Annotated in this window: 13 protein-coding genes; 9 read left to right on the top strand and 4 right to left on the bottom strand. The window is 58.6% G+C overall.

What is annotated here, in order from left to right; translation table 11 throughout:
* Nucleotides 1–174: 174 nt before the first annotated feature.
* The 6 genes from pglB to BN77_RS26805 all read left to right on the top strand — a co-directional run bounded on the left by pglB (nucleotide 175) and on the right by BN77_RS26805 (nucleotide 8,149).
* Nucleotides 175–1,473 carry a polygalacturonase PglB gene (gene pglB, locus BN77_RS26835; protein WP_007538120.1) on the top strand — a complete coding sequence of 433 codons (1,299 nt, stop codon included), beginning with the start codon at nucleotides 175–177 and terminating at the stop codon, nucleotides 1,471–1,473.
* 126 nt (nucleotides 1,474–1,599) lie between these two features.
* Nucleotides 1,600–2,625, top strand: coding sequence for a hydroxyacid dehydrogenase (locus BN77_RS26830; protein ID WP_007538118.1), 1,026 nt, complete (start codon nucleotides 1,600–1,602; stop codon nucleotides 2,623–2,625).
* Nucleotides 2,626–3,122: 497 nt separating this feature from the next.
* On the top strand, nucleotides 3,123–4,484 hold the full coding sequence (locus tag BN77_RS26820; RefSeq protein ID WP_051177262.1) for an LLM class flavin-dependent oxidoreductase: 1,362 nt from the start codon (nucleotides 3,123–3,125) through the stop codon (nucleotides 4,482–4,484).
* Between the two features lie 19 nt (nucleotides 4,485–4,503).
* The gene (locus BN77_RS31580; RefSeq protein ID WP_007538113.1) at nucleotides 4,504–5,496 is read left to right on the top strand and encodes a flavin reductase; all 993 of its coding nucleotides are present in this window, start codon (nucleotides 4,504–4,506) and stop codon (nucleotides 5,494–5,496) included.
* Between the two features lie 12 nt (nucleotides 5,497–5,508).
* Nucleotides 5,509–7,113, top strand: a complete 1,605-nt coding sequence (locus BN77_RS26810) for a GMC family oxidoreductase (RefSeq protein WP_007538111.1) — start codon at nucleotides 5,509–5,511, stop codon at nucleotides 7,111–7,113.
* Nucleotides 7,114–7,141: 28 nt separating this feature from the next.
* Nucleotides 7,142–8,149, top strand: a complete 1,008-nt coding sequence (locus BN77_RS26805; RefSeq protein ID WP_007538109.1) for a GlxA family transcriptional regulator — start codon at nucleotides 7,142–7,144, stop codon at nucleotides 8,147–8,149.
* 119 nt (nucleotides 8,150–8,268) lie between these two features.
* Here BN77_RS26805 and BN77_RS26800 read toward each other — a convergent pair whose 3' ends face one another.
* The 4 genes from BN77_RS26800 to BN77_RS26785 all read right to left on the bottom strand — a co-directional run bounded on the left by BN77_RS26800 (nucleotide 8,269) and on the right by BN77_RS26785 (nucleotide 12,913).
* A complete protein-coding gene (locus BN77_RS26800) occupies nucleotides 8,269–9,696 on the bottom strand; it encodes an aldehyde dehydrogenase family protein (RefSeq protein WP_007538107.1) in 1,428 nt (475 codons plus the stop codon).
* Nucleotides 9,693–10,784, bottom strand: coding sequence for a betaine/proline/choline family ABC transporter ATP-binding protein (locus BN77_RS26795; protein ID WP_007538105.1), 1,092 nt, complete (start codon nucleotides 10,782–10,784; stop codon nucleotides 9,693–9,695). Before BN77_RS26795 ends, BN77_RS26800 begins: the two co-directional genes overlap by 4 nt.
* Nucleotides 10,781–11,833: an ABC transporter permease gene (locus tag BN77_RS26790; RefSeq protein ID WP_007538103.1), complete on the bottom strand. Its 1,053-nt coding sequence runs from the start codon at nucleotides 11,831–11,833 to the stop codon at nucleotides 10,781–10,783. Before BN77_RS26790 ends, BN77_RS26795 begins: the two co-directional genes overlap by 4 nt.
* A gap of 108 nt (nucleotides 11,834–11,941) precedes the next feature.
* Nucleotides 11,942–12,913, bottom strand: coding sequence for an ABC transporter substrate-binding protein (locus tag BN77_RS26785; protein ID WP_007538101.1), 972 nt, complete (start codon nucleotides 12,911–12,913; stop codon nucleotides 11,942–11,944).
* 130 nt (nucleotides 12,914–13,043) lie between these two features.
* Here BN77_RS26785 and BN77_RS26780 point away from each other — a divergent pair, with 130 nt between their 5' ends.
* From BN77_RS26780 to BN77_RS26770, 3 genes are all read left to right on the top strand, one after another.
* Nucleotides 13,044–14,009, top strand: a complete 966-nt coding sequence (locus tag BN77_RS26780; RefSeq protein WP_007538099.1) for a LysR substrate-binding domain-containing protein — start codon at nucleotides 13,044–13,046, stop codon at nucleotides 14,007–14,009.
* Nucleotides 14,010–14,354: 345 nt separating this feature from the next.
* Nucleotides 14,355–16,493: a methylmalonyl-CoA mutase gene (scpA, locus tag BN77_RS26775; RefSeq protein ID WP_007538097.1), complete on the top strand. Its 2,139-nt coding sequence runs from the start codon at nucleotides 14,355–14,357 to the stop codon at nucleotides 16,491–16,493.
* 261 nt (nucleotides 16,494–16,754) lie between these two features.
* Nucleotides 16,755–17,912 carry a Gfo/Idh/MocA family protein gene (locus tag BN77_RS26770; RefSeq protein ID WP_007538095.1) on the top strand — a complete coding sequence of 386 codons (1,158 nt, stop codon included), beginning with the start codon at nucleotides 16,755–16,757 and terminating at the stop codon, nucleotides 17,910–17,912.
* The last annotated feature ends 12 nt before the right edge of the window (nucleotides 17,913–17,924 follow it).

Genomic DNA, 17,924 nt, shown 5'->3' with positions numbered 1-17,924 from the left:
CGACGATCCGCCTGTTGTTCACTCCCTGCAAGCTGATCGTTTGTTCGTAAACATGACGAATTAAATACGAGTTTTTGGTGGTGTCAACACAAACCGGACGTCGACTTAATTAGTTCGTCGTGTTGACGAATAAATTCGGCCGACTTAGTAATTGGAAAAGCGAGAGGACACCCAATGGATATTTCCGTCGAAGCAAATGGCACCGATCTCCAGGAGTTGATCGACAGCTTGGCGGCTGCCGGCGGCGGCACACTCGCGCTGAAGGCGGGGCGGCACATCTCGGGGCCAATACGGCTCGCCAGCAGAGTGACGCTCGTTATTCAAGAGGGTGCCACGCTCGAATTTATGCCTGACTACGAGCTTTACCGCGGAAATTCGGTCAGCGTGATCGCCGAGGGGTCCGACCGTGCCTATATCGTCGCAAATCGCTCCGACGGAGTCGCGATCGTCGGAACGGGAAAGATCGTTGCCTCTGGCCATGCCTTCAGTACCGGTTTCGATGAAACTGTCGGCACGTATACGCCAAACGAGAGGCGCCCTAGGGTGCTTGTGTTTGAGGACTGCAGCGATGTCAGGCTCGAAGGCTTTGTCATCGAGGATTCACCCATGTGGACGGTTCACCTCGTTCGCTGTCGTGATGTAATCGTCGCGGACATGGCGGTATTCAACAATCGTCAGCTCCCGAACACGGATGGGATTGTCATCGACAGTTGCAGCAACGTTACGGTGAGAGATGTCGTCATTCGCACGGCTGATGACGGCATCTGCCTGAAGACAAGTCGAAGCGAAATGGGCATCGGATGCTGCGAGAAGATCGAGGTTTCAGACTGCGTCGTTGAGAGTAAGAGTTGCGCTTTGAAGATCGGCACCGAGAGCTTTGGCGACATACGCGATGTTCGCTTCTTGCGTTCCAGGGTCGAGCACTCAAACCGCGCACTAGGTATTTTCTCGCGTGATGGTGGAGTGATCGAGACCGTCGTATTCGCCGACATCAATGTTGACTGCCACGAAACGCCCGATGGCTTCTGGGGCTCGGGCGAACCCCTGACAATTACGCAACTTAATCGTCGCCCGGAACTGCCTGCGGGTGTCGTTCGGGATGTTCGTATTGAGAATGTTACCGGCTGCTGCCACGGCCCCATCAATCTTTTCGCAGAGCGAAGTGGCGGAGTTGCGGGTGTGGCTTTGTGCAATGTGCAATTGACATTGCAGCAAGGTCCGTTGGGGACGGCAAAGCAATATGATCTACGCCCCACAAACGTCGATCTGTCGCCTCCCAAGAATGTGGAAGGTCGCGGCAATGCCTGGCTGCGGGGAGCAGATGGAAAGATTATCGGCCTGGTGGACTATCCAGGAGGCGTGCCGGCGCTTTTCGCGCATAAGATCGAAAATCTTACCATAGAGGAGGTCGATATCCAGCGCCCGGAACCCCTGCCCCATGGCTGGAGCGAGACGGCAATCTGCATCGAGTGATTTCGCCACTGTGGCCATCCTGGCGGCCTGGCCGAGCCTCTTCGGCAGGCAGCATGACAGCGGACGGAAAAAAGCGCTTGCGAAAGTCTGCCGGCGTTTTCATCCTTCGGGAAAACGGGAGGAACCATGAGCCGCAACATCATCCTAGTGGACCCACTGCCGCGGACGCTTGATCTTATCATGACGCCGGAGGTTCGCTCCCGGTTGGAGCAGTTGGGAGAACTCGTCATCAGCGAAGATCGCCAGATGCCGGCTGAGCAAGTTGAAGCCCTGCTGCCGGACACGGTGTTGATCTTTGGCCAGACCGATATGCCGAAAGAGCGGCTGGACCGCGCGCCAAGGCTAAGGGCCATTATCAACGTGGAGACGAACTTCCTGCCGAATATAGATTACCAGGCTTGTGTCGAGCGCGGCATCTGGGTGATAACGCCTGCATCTGCCTTCGCATCACCGGTCGCCGAAGCCGCGCTTGGCATGGCGATTGATCTTGCGCGTGGCATCACCAAGGCTGATCGGCAGTTCAGGGCGGGCGTCGAAAGCTACGGTCTCGCCGGAAATGACGAGACATTTCGCTTTGCCGGCGCCCCTGTCGGCCTGATCGGCTTCGGCGATCTGGGGCGACAGCTGCGAGATCTTATTCGACCCTTCCGCAATACCGTACGCGTCTTTGATCCCTGGCTGCCGGCCGAGATCATCGAGCGGCTTGACTGCATACCAGCATCACTGGAGGAAGTACTGAAGGAAAGCCGCGTCGTCTTCGTCTTTGCCAGCGTGACGAGTGAGAACGAAGGCTTCATCGGTCGGCGTGAATTCTCAATGATGCAGCCGGGCTCGGCCTTCCTGCTGATGAGCCGGGCTGCCGTCGTCGACTTTCCGGCTCTGCTCGAGGCTGTGGGATCGGGCCATATCCGAGCCGCGACTGACGTCTTTCCGGACGAACCGGTCGCACTCGACGATCCTGTCCGCAAGGCGGACGGGCTATTGCTGTCAGCGCATCGCACCGGCGGCACCCGCGACGCCTTCTATGCGCTCGGCTCGATGGCAGTTGCCGACGCTGAGCTTATTATGAAAGGTCTGCCGCCGCAGCTTTGCCGGAGAGCCGATCCGGCAACCGCAAGCCGCCTGCGTTCCAAACCCGTCAGTGTTTCATGAGAGATATGGTACCACCTCCTGGTGCCTTGAGCCCGCATCGGTTAGTTTATCTGTGAATCCGTCGCTTAAGAACTGCAGGGCGCCAGCTTCCGGTTGCTCATGGCTTGATGCAGCGCCTCGCTGCGGACTTCCGCCATCAACCTTACCGACATCTACACCTGAGATGCGAAACATCAGGTGCCGAACGCCGATCTCTCCGCCTGCCAGCTCGGCTGCAGCGAGTCTCATAAGTTCTCGATCCGTTCGACCTTAACGTACGATTTCGCACTGCTTTTGTTCCTGCCCCCGTGAGCCTAGAGCAGACACCTTCGGTTGCGCAAGGCGCTCTATAACTTCGACTTTGCCGTAAGCATAGCTTATCGTTCGCGGCAGATTTTTCGACATTTACAATGGTTTTGTAAAATTGGAGGCTGCGCACATAGAAGCCATTCTTTGTGCCGTCAGCGCTCATATTGCCTCGTGCACAGTAAAGGTTTGCATCGATAAAGGGTTTCGGCATGACCAAGAAACAGATGAAATTGGGGCTCTCAATGCGGTACATGGGCTACCATGTTGGAGCTTGGAGGCACCGGGATACCGTCAAGGGCGGGAACTCAATGCTCAGGTCGTTTCTTGGCGTCGCCCAAACGGCCGAGCGCGCGAAATTTGACATGCTTTTCCTGGCGGATGGCATCGGTGTGCGACTGGACGACAAGCCGAAAGGCTCGCTTTGCCGCTCCCATCATAATGTCGAGCTGGAGCCTCTGACGCTGCTTTCAGCGTTGGCTGCGCTTACGCAAAACATCGGCCTCGTCGCCACGGCCTCGACCACCTACAATGAGCCTTTCCATATCGCCCGTAAGTACGGATCGTTGGACCAGATAAGCGGTGGACGTGCGGCCTGGAACGTTGTGACCTCTTGGTCGGACAAGGAAGCGTGGAACTTCTCGATGAGCAAGCAGCTCGATTACGATACGCGCTACGAGCGCGCCGCGGAATTCGTCGATGTCGTTACAGGTCTCTGGGATAGCTGGGACGAGGACGCGTTCATCATCGACAAGGAAACCGGCGTCTTTTTCGACGACACGAAAATGCATGTGCTCGATCACGTGGGAAAGCACTTCTCCGTACGCGGTCCGCTCAGTGTCCGCCGTTCGCCGCAGGGTCGGCCGATCCTGGTCCAGGCCGGCGTCTCCGAACCGGGTCAACAGATCGCCGCTCAGCATTGCGACATGGTCTTCATGGCCAAGAATGACTTGAAATCAGCCCAAGACTATTATGCGTCCGTTAAGGATCGTCTCGAGGGATACGGGCGCCAGCGCGGCGACCTTCTGATGATGCTCGGCCTCACTCCGATCGTTGGTCGCACGCGGCAAGAAGCGCAGGAGAAGTACGAGGAGCTAGAATCGCTGATCGATCCGATCGTCGGCCTGCAACTGCTGTATCGTTCCTTCGGCGATCTCTCGCATTTGCCGCTCGACGGCCCGGTGCCGAAGCCCGATCTCGAAAATGTCGGCCTCAAGAGTAGCGCGCAGATGTACTACGATCTAGCCCAGAAGCAGAACCTGACGATCCGCCAGCTCTACAAGAAGCTCGGCATGGCGCAGGAACACAAGACGGTCGTCGGCACGGCCGAGGACGTTGCCGACGAAATGCAGAGCTGGTTCGAAGCTGGTGCCGCCGATGGCTTCAACATCACTCCGACGCACCTGCCGCAGGGCATCGACGATTTCGTCGAATTGGTGCTGCCGGAGCTACGAAAGCGCGGTCTCTTCCGCGAGGAGTACGAAGGCCAGACCTTGCGCGAAAACCTAGGTCTTCCCGTGCCGGTAAGTCGCTACCAGCAGGCCTCGACCGGCAACAAGCTGATGGCAAGCTAACATCCAGGGGATCTGTGACATGCACGCGACAACCACAGCAGACGCCGCACTTCCTGATCTCAATCAGCCCGTTGAAGAGGGCGATCCGGCGGCGGACAATCGCATGTTCCGGAGATGCCTTGGCCAATACGGAACCGGCATCGCCATCATAACCACCGAGACCGAGGGCCGCCGCGCCGCCGTCACGGTCAACTCGTTTTCATCGGTCTCGCTCGATCCACCGCTTATCCTGTGGTCGATTGCCCGAACCTCCCGTAGCTTTTCGATCTTCACTGGAGGTGGGCGCTTTGCGGTCAACATCTTGTCGTCGCGACAGATGGATGTCTCTCGCCACTTTTCCAGCAATCTCGAAGACAAGTTTGCCGACAGTGCGTGGACACCGGGAGCGTACGGCTTGCCACTGGTCGACGGATGCCTGGCGCATCTCGAATGCGAGACAAACACACTAGTTGAAGGTGGCGACCACGTCATCATCATCGGCCTCGTCAAGCGGGCACGCCGATTCGAAGGAATGCCGCTCATCTTCTCCCAGGGGCAGTATAGCGTGCCGGAATCCCATCCCGACACGTCCCCAACCCCGGCGGCAAGCGGCGCCGTTACGGACACGACGTCCGAAGGCACGATCGTCTCGCAGATATTCGAGGCTCACAACCTACTTTCTTCCGTGTTCGACGAGCACCGCCGTGCCGAAGGCGTGGATATCTCTGTCGCTCGCGTTCTGGCCTGCCTTTACGACTCGGATGGCCTGAAGTCCGATCAACTGGCCGCTGCCACCTATCTTGGCCAAAGGGATACCGAGGACGCGATAACCGAGCTGGTTAGGCGCTCGCTGCTGGTGAGCAACCAGGGACACCTGTCCCTGACGCCCGCGGGAAGAAAGGTCCGGGAGGCGATCAAGAGGCGCTGGCAGGACTTCCAGCAGGCGCAGATTGCCGGTATTCCTGAGCGTGATCTCAAGAGCACGATCCGGGCACTGTCGAAGTTGATCGCTCAAAACAAGACGATGCTATAATCGGGGTCAGTCATGAACTGGGACTGTATCGTCATCGGCGCCGGATCGGCAGGTTGCGTTCTTGCCAATCGGCTGAGCGCCGATCCCTCGGTCAAGGTGCTGGTTCTCGAAGCTGGCGGCAGCGACAAGAAGTTCAACATCATGATGCCATCGCTGGCGTTCAAGGCTATGGCCGACAAGCGCACCAACTGGAAGTTCATGGCCGAACCGGACCCGACGCGCAACAACCGCCGGGACATGGTGCCGCGCGGCAAGGTTCTTGGCGGGTCCAGTTCGATCAATGCCATGTTCTATGTGCGCGGCAATCGCGGCGACTACGACCATTGGGCCCAACTCGGCAACCGCGGCTGGTCTTACGACGACGTTCTCCCTTACTTCAAAAAGGTGGAGGGCAATCGCGACGGCGTGACCGATATCTACGGCAAGAACGGCCCGATCGTCGTCAGCGCCGTGCGTAAGCCGCCGAAGCTCGCGCATGTCTTCATCGAGGCGATGAAGGAACTCGGCTATCCCCACAATCCGGCCTACAATGCGGAACCGACCGAAGGCGTTGCCGTCAGTCACGTGACCCAACACATGGGGATCCGGTTCAGCGCCGCCCGAGGATACCTCGACCCGGTCAAGTCCCGACCGAACCTGATGATCATCACCGGCGCAGTGGTGCGAAAAGTCATGTTCGAGGGGCGGCGGGCATCCGGCGTGGAGTTCCAGGTCGACAGCAGGCAGCGTATCGAGCACTGCCGCGGCGAAGTCATCGTCGCTGCAAGCGCCATCAATTCCCCGAAGCTGCTCATGCTCTCCGGCATCGGCCCGGCCGAGCAACTCAGAGCACATGGCATCCCGGTCTTGCAGGATAGCCCCGGCGTCGGACGCAACCTCCAGGAACATGCGAGCACGCAGGTGAAAGCCTATGTGAACGTCAAGACGCCGAACCAGGAATTCAACCTCCTCGGTATCCTGAAGTACGGCGCGCAGTTCCTGTTCGACCGCTCGGGCTACGCCACCTACACCTATACCGGCATGGGGCTGATCCGCACCCGTCCCGAGCTCGAATACCCCGACATCCAGTATCACTTCGGTGCGTTCTCCGCGAACTACACCGACGAGGGGATCGAGATGCAGAAGGAGGCGGCGATCAACCTACAGCCGAATGTCAACAATTCGCGCAGCCGTGGCTATCTGGAGCTGCGCTCGGCCGACCCGAACGAGCAGCCGAAGATCCAGTTGAACCTCCTGAGTGATCCCTACGACATCGAAACCCTGATGGCCGGTGGCCGGATTGCGCGCGCGGCGTTGCAATCCAAGGCGTTCGCCCCTTACGTTACCGGCGAGATGAAACCCGGCAAGGATGTCCAAACGGATGACGAGTGGATCGCCTATATGCGCGAGAACGCAAGTGGCAGCTACCATCCGTGCGGCACCTGCAAGATGGGGATAGACCCCGCGGCAGTCGTCAGTCCCGATCTGAAGGTTATCGGCGTCGAAGGGCTGCGCATCGTGGATTCCTCGATCATTCCGCAGATACCGAGCTGCAATCTGAACGCGATCAGCATGGCGATCGGCGAAAAGGGTGCCGACCTCATCTTGCAGGATCGGGCTGCGCGCGCCGCTGCTTGAAGGATCAGAAAACGAAGTTGAGATACGAATGAGCAGTCCGTTCACGAAGACCGTCGTTTTCTATATCGTGCCTGACTTCACGATGCTGGCTTTCACATCCGCTATGGAAGCGTTGCGCCTGGCGAATGCCGTTCAGGGGGCGCAGGCCTACCGATGGCGGGTCGTGTCCGGCGATGGGCTGCCCGTGAAGGCGAGCTGCGGCCTCACCATTACTCCGGACGGCTCCATCGCCGCGGAGAAGGCAAAGCCAAATGCCGACAGGGCCCACATGGTCGTGGTGTGCGCCGGGTGGCATGTCGAACGAGCGGTGGACAGATCGGCCGCAGCTTGGCTCAGGTGGACACGTAACGCCGGCACCACGATCGCAGGCATTTGCACCGGTGCCTACCTGCTTGCCGACGCTGGACTGCTCGCCGGCAAGCGCTGTACGATTCATTGGGAGAACCTGCCTGTTTTCAAGGAAAAGTTTCCAGCCGCGATTGCCGGAACAAATCTGATCGAATGTGATTCCAACATCTATACATGCGCCGGGGGAGCCGCGTCGTTTGATCTTATGCTGCATTTCATAGAGCACGAGTTCGGGAGGCGGACGTCGCTGGCGGTTTGCGAGCAGGCGATCTTCGACCGAATCCGTCCACCGTCCGAGCGGCAACGCAGTCTCGTGCGGACGCTCGGCAATCTCAATCCGCTTCTGCTCGCAGCCGTCGAATTCATGGAGGACGCAATGGCCGAACACGCGAGCATCGAAGCCGTTGCCCGCCACATCAAACTGTCTCGCCGCCAGATGGAACGTATGTTCGCCAAAGAACTGGCGACATCACCATCCCGATTTTACCTGGAGCTGCGCCTCGATCGAGCTCGCCTGATGATCCTGCAATCTGGCATGGCCATCATCGATGTAGCGGTTGCATGCGGCTTTGTCTCGAGCTCGCATTTCACGAAATGCTATCGCGAGCACTATGGCGTGTCTCCGAATAAGATGAGGCTGAAGGGACCCCGCAGCGCGCAACTGCAAAGCCTTGCCGATGCGCCCTGAGGTTTTGAGGCAACAAGGTGGACCTGCAGCCTGATCGCCGCTTGGCTCCATGACCAAAATTACGGCTATGCGGGTGACACCGTGCCCCCGACTGCACCGGGTACAGTCGGGTTTTCAATTCATGGCTGAAGACCGCCGATTGCCTTCAACTCCACGAATGCTTCGAATCCAGCTTCACCGCACTCACGACCATTTCCGGACTGCTTGAAGCCGCCAAAGGGCGCGGAGGCGTCCCAGGCAGGATAGTTGATCGTCACCTGGCCGGCGCGCAACCGCCTGGCAATCGCCATCGCCTTGGACAGGTCCGCGCACTGGAGATAGGCCGCCAACCCATACGGAGTGTCGTTGGTGATTGTGATTGCCTCTTCGACGCTGTCATAGGGAATGAGGCTGACGACGGGTCCGAAGATCTCTTCGCGCGCCGCTGTCATATGCGGTATGACATCCGCAAATACGGTCGGCTGCACGAAATAACCCCGGCTCAATGACTGCGGCCGCTCGCTGCCTCCGGCAACGACGGTCGCACCTTCCGCGATCGTCTTGTTGATCAGCGACTTCACCCGCTCGTATTGGAGCTCGTTCATGACCGGGCCGAGCATGACACGATCGTCGGTGACGTCGCCTAGCACGACGGACCGCGCAGCCTGTTGGGCATACTCAATCGCCCTCTCCTGCAGGTGACGCGGCACCAGCATACGCGTGGGCGCCGTGCAGGACTGGCCGGCATTGCGATAGGCGGCCAGGACGCCCTTTGTCACGGCGCTCTCCAGATCGACGTCGTCGACAAGAATGTTCGCAGAGTTGCCGCCGAGTTCCTGATGAACGCGCTTGACCGTGTCGGCAGCACTCTTGGCTACCTGGACGCCAGCCCGTGTCGAGCCCGTGAAGGAAACCATATCGACGCCGGGATGGCTCGACATGGCCGCGCCGACCGTCGGTCCGTCGCCGTTGACCAGGTTGAAGACACCTGCCGGAAAACCGGCATCATGCAGGATTTCCGCAAACAGCATCGGACTGATCGGCGCATATTCGCTCGGCTTCAGCACCACCGTGCAGCCGGTCGCGAGAGCCGGCATGACTTTGGTGACGATCTGCAATACCGGGAAATTCCACGGCGTGATCAGCGCACAGACACCGACAGGCTCGAGCGACAGCAAGGTCGGTCCAGCCATGCGCTCGAATTCGTAATATTCGAGGATACGGATCGCATCAGCTATATGCGCGCGCGCGCCGGCGATTTGCGCCTCCCGCGCAAAGGTGATCGGCGCGCCCATCTCGAGCGTCGTCAGCTGCGCCAGTTGCTCGGCGCGTTCGTCGAAGATTGACAGCACCCGGCGAAGCAGCGTCAGCCGTTCCTCACGGGAGGACTGGCTATAGGTTACAAAGGCACGGCGTGCCGCCTTCACCGCCAGATCGACGTCTTCCGCAGTCCCCATCGCAATCGTTCCCGCAATTCCTTCCGTCGCAGGGTTGATGACGTCGCGTCGCGCCCGGCCGTCCGTCGTGACGAAGCGACCGTTGATGTAGAAGTGATCGAGATATTTCAAAGAGCCTGCTCCTGCTGTTGCTTGTCATCGCGAGGGGGCTTGCCGGATTGCGCCTTGCGCGAACCGCGCGGCACCAGCGCCTTGAAGGCAGCGGCCATCTTGACCACACCCGCCGGGACGCCATCCTTCAAGACCACGAAGGATCTGGCGACATCGCCTTGCGATAGGGCAATCAGGTGTTCGAGATTGTCGTCGGCATCGACCTGTCCGTCCACATGGGTGTTCGTCACGAGCCCGGCCGTCATGATCGATTCGGCGCGTAGTACGCGGGCCAGATTGATGTCATTGACGAATTTCTCGATGTAGGCATCCGCCGGATTGAGGATAATCTTCTGCGGCTCTCCCTGTTGCACGACGACGCCGTCCTTCAGGATCACCAGATGATCGGCGATCTTCAGGGATTCGTCGAGATCGTGCGTGATGAAGACGATCGTCTTGTCGAGTTCCTCCTGCAGTTCAAGCAGAAGGTTCTGCATGTCCGTTCTAATCAGCGGATCGAGTGCCGAGAAGGCTTCGTCCATCAGCATGACGTCCGGATTCGAAGCAAGCGCGCGGGCGATGCCGACACGCTGTTGCATGCCGCCGGACAGTTGTTGCGGATAGTAATTCTCGAAGCCCTTGAGGCCCAGCCGCTCCAGCCACTTCAGGGCGTTTTTGCGCGCGTCACCTTCGCTATCACCGCGCGCGCGCTGCGGCATTTCCACATTCTGCTGCACTTGCATGTGCGGCATCAGGCCGAAGTTCTGGAAAACCATGGACATACGGAAACGACGAAGATCGCGTAACGGCGCCCCGGTCAGCCCCGCGACATTGGTGCCGTCGAGCAGGACCTCGCCAGCGGTAGGCCTGATCAGGCCGTTGATGTGGCGGATCAGCGTTGACTTTCCCGACCCGGACAAGCCCATGATGACGGTGATCTCCCCCCGTTTCATGTCGACATTGATGTCCTGAAGGCCGATAACATGGCCGTGCTTGTCAAGCAGCTCCGCCTTGCTCATTCCGGCCCGCACATGCGGCACCATCTCATGTGGCTTGGTTCCGAAAATTTTGTAAAGGTTACGGATCGATATCTTCGGTTGGTCGGTCAATGGCCTCCCCCCCGATGTTGGAGAGTGGAGTTTACGCGCGACATGGAAGCCTTGCTGACGCGATCGAAGTTGATGGCCAGGAGGACGATACCGAAACCCGCGACGAGGCCGACGCCGAGTTCGAGATTGTTGATGCCGCGCAGCACGAGAACGCCGAGACCAGGCGCGGACACGAGTGACGCGATCACAACCATGGACAGCGACATCATGATCGTTTGGTTGACGCCGGCCATGATGCTTGGAAGCGCGAGCGGCAGTTCGACCTTGATCAGCTTCTGCCATGGATCGAGACCGAATGCGTCAGCCGCCTCGCCGACATTGCCGTCGACCATTCGAACGCCGAGGTTGGTCAGCCGGATCACCGGCACGACGGCGTAAAGAATGATCGCGATTCCGTAAAGCTTCGACTCGGTGACCGAGAACAGGAAGATCAGCGGGATCAAGTAGACGAAAGATGGAAGCGTCTGGAGCATGTCAAGGATTGGCAGCGTAAACCGCTCCATGTGCTTGCTCTTCGACATCACCACGCCCACTGGAATGCCGATGACAATGCAGATTAGCGTACAGGCGAACACAATCACCATCGTCTGCAAAGCGTAATGCAGGTGGTCCACGAAGCCCAACGCCAGGAGACTAACCGTCACGAGACCAAGTATGGGCCACGAGCGCGAAGCGAGATAGACAATCACCAGGAGGGCGATAACCAGCACCCACCAGGGAACGACGTCCACGACGCGCAGCGAGAAATCCAAAAGCCACGACAGCGGCTGTGTCACGGGATCTAGCACCCTTTTTAGACCGACACGCAGATACAGAAAAGTGCTCTCGATACCTGATGTCAGGTCACGCGTGCGCGGTATGGCCTGACAGGCATCATGCAGGGCATCTAGCGACGGGAACGGTGCGTCCACCAGCGATGGGCCTGACGTGTCGTTGGCCTCCTTGGCTCGTTTGAGCAGTTCCGCCATGCTCATGGGACCGTGGCTCGCGCCGGCATTGCACCAGTCGCGAAGCCCCAGACCATCGAAAAGTCCATTGTAGAACGCCATGATCCACCTCCGTGAGGAGCATAATCCGGAGCCGGCGAGGCTATAGGCCGGCCCGATGCGACAAGGAGCCCGCCGAGCACCTGGGTGTCGGCGAGTCCATGACGCGTCTTAATTGATAATGGCGGCGATTTTGGTCTTCGCGTCGTCGGACAGCCAGTTTGGCCAGACGTCCTTGTAGGTCGTGAGGAAGTGCACGGCCGTCTCGTCGGCCGAAGCCTTGTTCTCTTCTTGCCAGGAGAGAAGTGCGTTCATAACCTCATTGCTAAACGTGACCTTGCTCATCAGCGCGACCAGTTCCGGGTTCTTGTCGTAGAAAGGCTTGGCCATCGTGGTCAGTACGGTCGCCTTCGGCCAACCGGTCTTGCTCGGCGTAGCGCAATCGGCCGTGGCGTTGCACTTGGCCTTCTCGGCGTCGACCGGCCCCATGTCGACGGCGACCATCTTGTATTTTCCGAGCACGCTGGTCGGCGCCCAGTAATAGCCGAACCAAGGTGCCTTGGCTTCGTACGCCGATGCGATCGACGCGGCGAGCGTCTCAAGTGATCCATGGTTGAAAATCTCGATGCCGTGTTTTTCGCGCTCGAAGGCCTTAGCAAGATTGTCGCTCGAGGTGCGACAGCCAGTACCGACAGGGCAATTGTTGAAGCGACCGCCGACCAGCTTCGGGTTCGCGAGAATGCCGTCGATCGTCTTGAGTTCCGGATGCTGTTCCGCGAGATAGTCCGGGATCCACCATGCATCGACACCGCCATCGGACAGGACATTGGCGACCTTTACGATCTTACCTTCCTTTTCCAGCTTGTAATATACGTCGGCGACACCTGGCCAGACTTCGGTCAAAATGTCCGGTTGGCCCGTCTCGGCAAGCGAGGTGAGTGCAGGCACCGTCGACGTCGGAACCTTCTTCACCGTGCAGCCGTAGCCCTGTTCCATCAGGAAGCTCGATACCGCGGTGACGACTGCGGCGGATGACCAGTTCATTTCTGTGATCGTTACCGTCCCACAGGCGGCGCTAGCGGAAGAGGTGCTCGCGAAAAGGCCAGCGCCCACGATACCTAGAACTGCAAGAATTGACTTCATTTTTCGTTCCCCAATTAGCTTTTTCCGATGACCGTCCGCGTTAGGTACTCGGGTACGTACGCGAGCCGGCGATTTGTCTGTGCTCTTGCTTACCAAGGGAAAGATTACGGGGCGCCCGGGAGATAACAAGTTGCTTAATTCCTACGCCACGCGTAACCTCAGCTTTATGCAAAGACTTCGCTACAAGTTGCCACCACCGAACCTATTGATTACTTTCGAGGCTGCTGGACGTCATCTCAGCTTTACCAGGGCAGCAAGCGAACTCAACGTCTCGCGCGTCGCCGTCAGTCAGCAAATGCAAGCGCTTGAGAAGTTCCTCGGCACGATCCTGTTTCTGCGCCTGCAGCGGTCGGTGAAGCTAACGCGAGAGGGCGAACGCTATCATCTTGCAATTTCCGACGCTCTGGAACGTGCCCTGCGGGCAACCACCGAAATCAGCAAACGTGCGGAAAGCAATGTTGTCAATGTCGGAACGACGCCCGGCTTTATGACCTACTGGCTGTCGCCGCGACTTGGCGAGTTTCGAACCTTACATCCCGACATCGACCTTCGTTTCATCGTCTCCGATGGAAATCTTGGCTTCGAAGACAATATCGATGTGGCCATTCGCTATGGCGTCCCGCCCTTCGATGGAGCGGACGCAACCTTTCTTGCGAGGCAGACGATTGCTCCTACCTGCGCAAGCACATTTTTACCCGAAGGCTCACGGTTTCAGCCGACGGATCTCCTGAAACAGCCCCTCCTGCATTTGGAGGGTCCATACGATGAACAGACACGCTGGTCATCCTGGTTTCGCGCGCAAGGTCTCGACATGGCGAAGGCTCGCGCAGGCATTACACTCAATTCGTACACAAGTCTCGTCCAGGCAGCACTCGACGGCCAGGGATTCGCTCTGATCGGTCCACCGTTGATCGAGAAGTTTCTGTCCAACGGTAGCCTCGTCCAGCCAGTTGACGCGCAGCCAATCGTCCGTCACGCATTTCACCTGCTTCTACCGAAGACCACGCTGCCGTCCGTTGCGGTGCGCGCTTTCGCCGGCTGGATCAAGGCGTCTTTTGTGGCGCTGGGAGAAAATCCCATGGAACACGAGACTTGAGCGTTTAGCAGAAACGCGAACGCTGTCCGCCGCCGAAAGCTGACTAAGCCTGCTATCTCCCACTCAAATCCGAGACTGCCTTGGGCTAGATGGGAGCAGAACCTGAGACCTGGTCATTCGACGCTTGGCTCGCAGTTGAATGGAGTCAAACTTCTGTGGCCTGATGGCAGGCGAGCTGGGCAGTCTCATGTATATGGATCCAACGAAGTATGATTGGCCATCAGACCACACAGCTCAATGACGCCATTACCGCGAAGAAATCCTGGATAAAATGTCCAATGGCTCTATCGCGCCGTGGGCGGTTAAAGTGCTAGCCTGCGGCAAACAAGAATGCCGGAGGATGACATGACGAAGAAGACGCTTGGCGATTGGCGGGTCCTGGCCGAACGAGAGCTGAGGGCCTCGCCCGATACGCTCGTCTGGAACACGCCAGAAGGGATAGACGTCAAGCCGCTTTATACCGAGGCCGACGTCGAAGGCGCCGAGCACCTGGGATCGCTTCCGGGCTTCGCGCCGTTTACCCGCGGGCCGCGCGCCACGATGTATGCCGGTCGCCCTTGGACAATCCGCCAATACGCTGGCTTCTCCACCGCGGAGGCCTCCAACGCCTTCTACCGCAAGGCGCTCGGCGCTGGCCAGCAAGGCATTTCCGTCGCTTTCGATCTCGCCACACACCGTGGCTATGACAGCGATCACCCGCGGGTTGTCGGCGACGTCGGCAAGGCAGGCGTTGCGATCGACAGCGTCGAAGACATGAAAATCCTGTTCGACGGCATTCCGCTGGAGAAAGTATCGGTTTCAATGACGATGAACGGCGCGGTCATTCCGATACTGGCGAGCTTCATCGTTGCAGGCGAGGAACAAGGGGTATCCCATTCCGAGCTTTCAGGGACCATCCAGAACGATATCCTCAAGGAGTTCATGGTCCGCAACACCTATATTTATCCGCCCGAACCATCGATGCGGATCGTCGCCGACATCATCGAATACACCGCTAGCGAGATGCCGAAGTTCAATTCGATCTCAATCTCCGGCTACCACATGCAGGAGGCAGGCGCGACGCTGGTGCAGGAGCTTGCGTTTACGCTCGCGGACGGGCGCGAGTATGTGCGTGCTGCGATCGCCAAGGGCTTGGACGTCGACGATTTCGCGGGCCGTCTCTCTTTCTTCTTCGCCATCGGCATGAACTTTTTCATGGAGGCGGCAAAGCTGCGTGCTGCACGTCTCTTGTGGACGCGCATCATGGAGGAGTTCGAGCCCAAAAAGGCATCGTCCCTGATGCTGCGCACGCATTGTCAGACGTCTGGCGTGTCGCTGCAGGAGCAGGACCCCTACAACAATATTATCCGAACCGCCTTTGAGGCGATGTCGGCAGTGCTCGGCGGTACGCAATCACTCCATACGAACTCGTTCGATGAAGCGATCGCCTTGCCGACGGAGTTTTCGGCACGTATTGCCCGCAACACCCAGCTGATCCTTCAGCATGAGACTGGTGTGACAAAGGTCGTCGACCCTCTTGCCGGCTCCTACTACGTCGAGAGCCTTACGAAGGAACTCGCTGCCAAGGCCTGGGCCCTGATCGAGGAGGTCGAGCGACTGGGCGGCATGACAAAGGCGGTCAACGAGGGGCTGCCGAAGCGGCTCATCGAAGAAGCGGCGACGCGACGCCAGGCGGCGGTCGACAAAGGGGACGAGGTTATCGTCGGCGTCAACAAGTACCGGCTCGAGTCAGAGGAAGAGATCGAGATTCTCGCAATCGACAATGCTGCGGTGCGAGCCGCCCAGATCAAGCGCATCGAGGAGACGAAGCGTCGCCGAGACAGCGTCGCAGTAAGCGCAACCCTTGAGGCTATCGTCGAAGTCGCCCGCAGCGGCCAGGGTAACCTGCTTGCCGCGGCAGTCGAAGCGGCGCGCGCACGGGCGACCGTCGGCGAGATTTCCGACGCCATGCGTCGTGCTTTCGGCGATCACGCCGCCACGCCCGAGGTGATCAAGGACGTTTACGGCAAAGCCTATCGCGACGAGCCAGAATTGGCGGTCCTAAAAGACCGCATGGCCGATATCAGTAAGACGCTTGGTCACAAGCCGAAGATCATGATTGCCAAGCTTGGTCAGGACGGCCACGACCGCGGCGCGAAGGTGATTGCTTCGGCCTTCGGTGACATCGGCTTTGACGTGTTGGCCGGCCCGCTCTTCCAGACACCGAGGGAGGCGGCCGAACTCGCCGTCACGACTAAGGTCCACGTGATTGGAATGTCGTCTCTGGCTGCCGGTCACAAAACACTAGCACCGCAACTGGTCAACGAGCTCAAGTCGCAGGGCGCCGATGATGTTATCGTAGTGGTCGGTGGCGTCATTCCGCGGCAAGATTACGAGTTTCTGATGAACCATGGGGTCGCAGCCGTATTTGGCCCCGGTACGAACGTCTTGGATGCGGCAAATTCGGTTCTCGACCTTCTCGAGGGCAAGCGGCGAAACCGCTAGATTTTACGTGCTGTGAGCAAGGTCCGCGATGCGCTTTTCGCCGTCGCCGGCCCCTCTTTTCGTCAATAGAGGCCAACGTGTGCTCATTGTACGCGGTGAAAATGAGTCCATGTTCTCAGTTGAGAACTGAAGAATCTCGAAAAGGCCAAGCTATGAAAATAAATTTCACAGTTTCAACTTTTCGCCGGATTCGTGTTGACGAGTTCGAATTTTTGTCCCAACTTGACGAAAATAAATTACGTAAGTGGGAACGAGAGCAGCATGAAAGTGGGAATCATCGGGCTGGGTTTCCGGCTCGGCTACCTTGGCTACGTCTTCAAGTCCGTGGATGAAAGCTTCGAGATCGTGGGTTACGTCGACCCCGACCCGGCGGGACTTCCGGGGCTCGTCGACAAGGGCATTTCCGCTGGTACTGCCTATGCTTCTCCAGAGGAGCTTATCGCCAGCGAAAAGCTCGATCTTCTGATGATCGGCTCCCCGAACCATATGCATCTCAATCACATACGCCTCGGTCTCGAAAGCGGTCTGAAGGTCTTCTGCGAAAAGCCTATCGTCACGTCGATCGCCGAGAGTATCGAGCTGGCACGGCTGATGGCGAAGTTCGGCCATGAGCGCCTGATGGTCGGCCTCGTGCTGCGTTACTCTCCGCTCTATAAGGATCTGCGTGCCATCCAGGCATCCGGCAAACTTGGCCAGATCGTTTCGATCGAAGCCGCCGAGCACATCGAGCCTTATCACGGCGCATTCTTCATGCGAGACTGGCGCCGCTACGAGCGCTATTCCGGTAGCTTCATGCTGGAAAAATGTTGCCATGATCTCGACCTCTACAACGGTGTCGCTGGCGCACGACCCGAGCACGTTGCAAGCTTCGGCGGCCGCAAGAGCTTCGTACCGGCTAACGATCCCGCGCGGGAGGGAATTAATGACCTGGAGCTCTTCCATCGCAAGCCAAGCGGCTGGATGGGTTCCGACAAGGTGTTCGACAGCGACGCAGACATCATCGACTACCAGGTCGCAATTGTCGAATATGCCAACGGCGTTGGTATGAACTTCCATACCAATCTAAATGTCCCCGATCAGTTCCGCCGCTTTGCCATCATGGGATCGCGCGGAATGGCGGAGGGCGATTTCGTCCGCGGCTATCTCGATGTTCATGAGCAGTTGACCGGCAAGAAAGTGGTCGAGAACAAGTATGTGGCGACCGAGTTGTCGCAGCACTATGGTGCCGATGAGCAGATGGCCGCCGACCTCCTTGATAGCGTGCGCACCGGCAGCGAGCTTCCCGTCTCGACGCTCAACGCCCTCGAAGCTGGCATTCTCGCACTGTCCATGGACGAAGCCCGCATGAAAAAGGCAGTCATTGACCTGCGCCCCGTGTGGGACAGGTTCGACGAAGCCCTGCACGCAAGAGCGGCTTGAGGAGGGCGGCAA

This window comes from Rhizobium mesoamericanum STM3625 (assembly GCF_000312665.1).
In the GTDB taxonomy this organism is placed as follows: Bacteria; Pseudomonadota; Alphaproteobacteria; order Rhizobiales; family Rhizobiaceae; genus Rhizobium; species Rhizobium mesoamericanum.
Note: the sequence above shows the minus strand (reverse complement) of the source record. Positions and strands in the feature narration are given on the sequence as shown.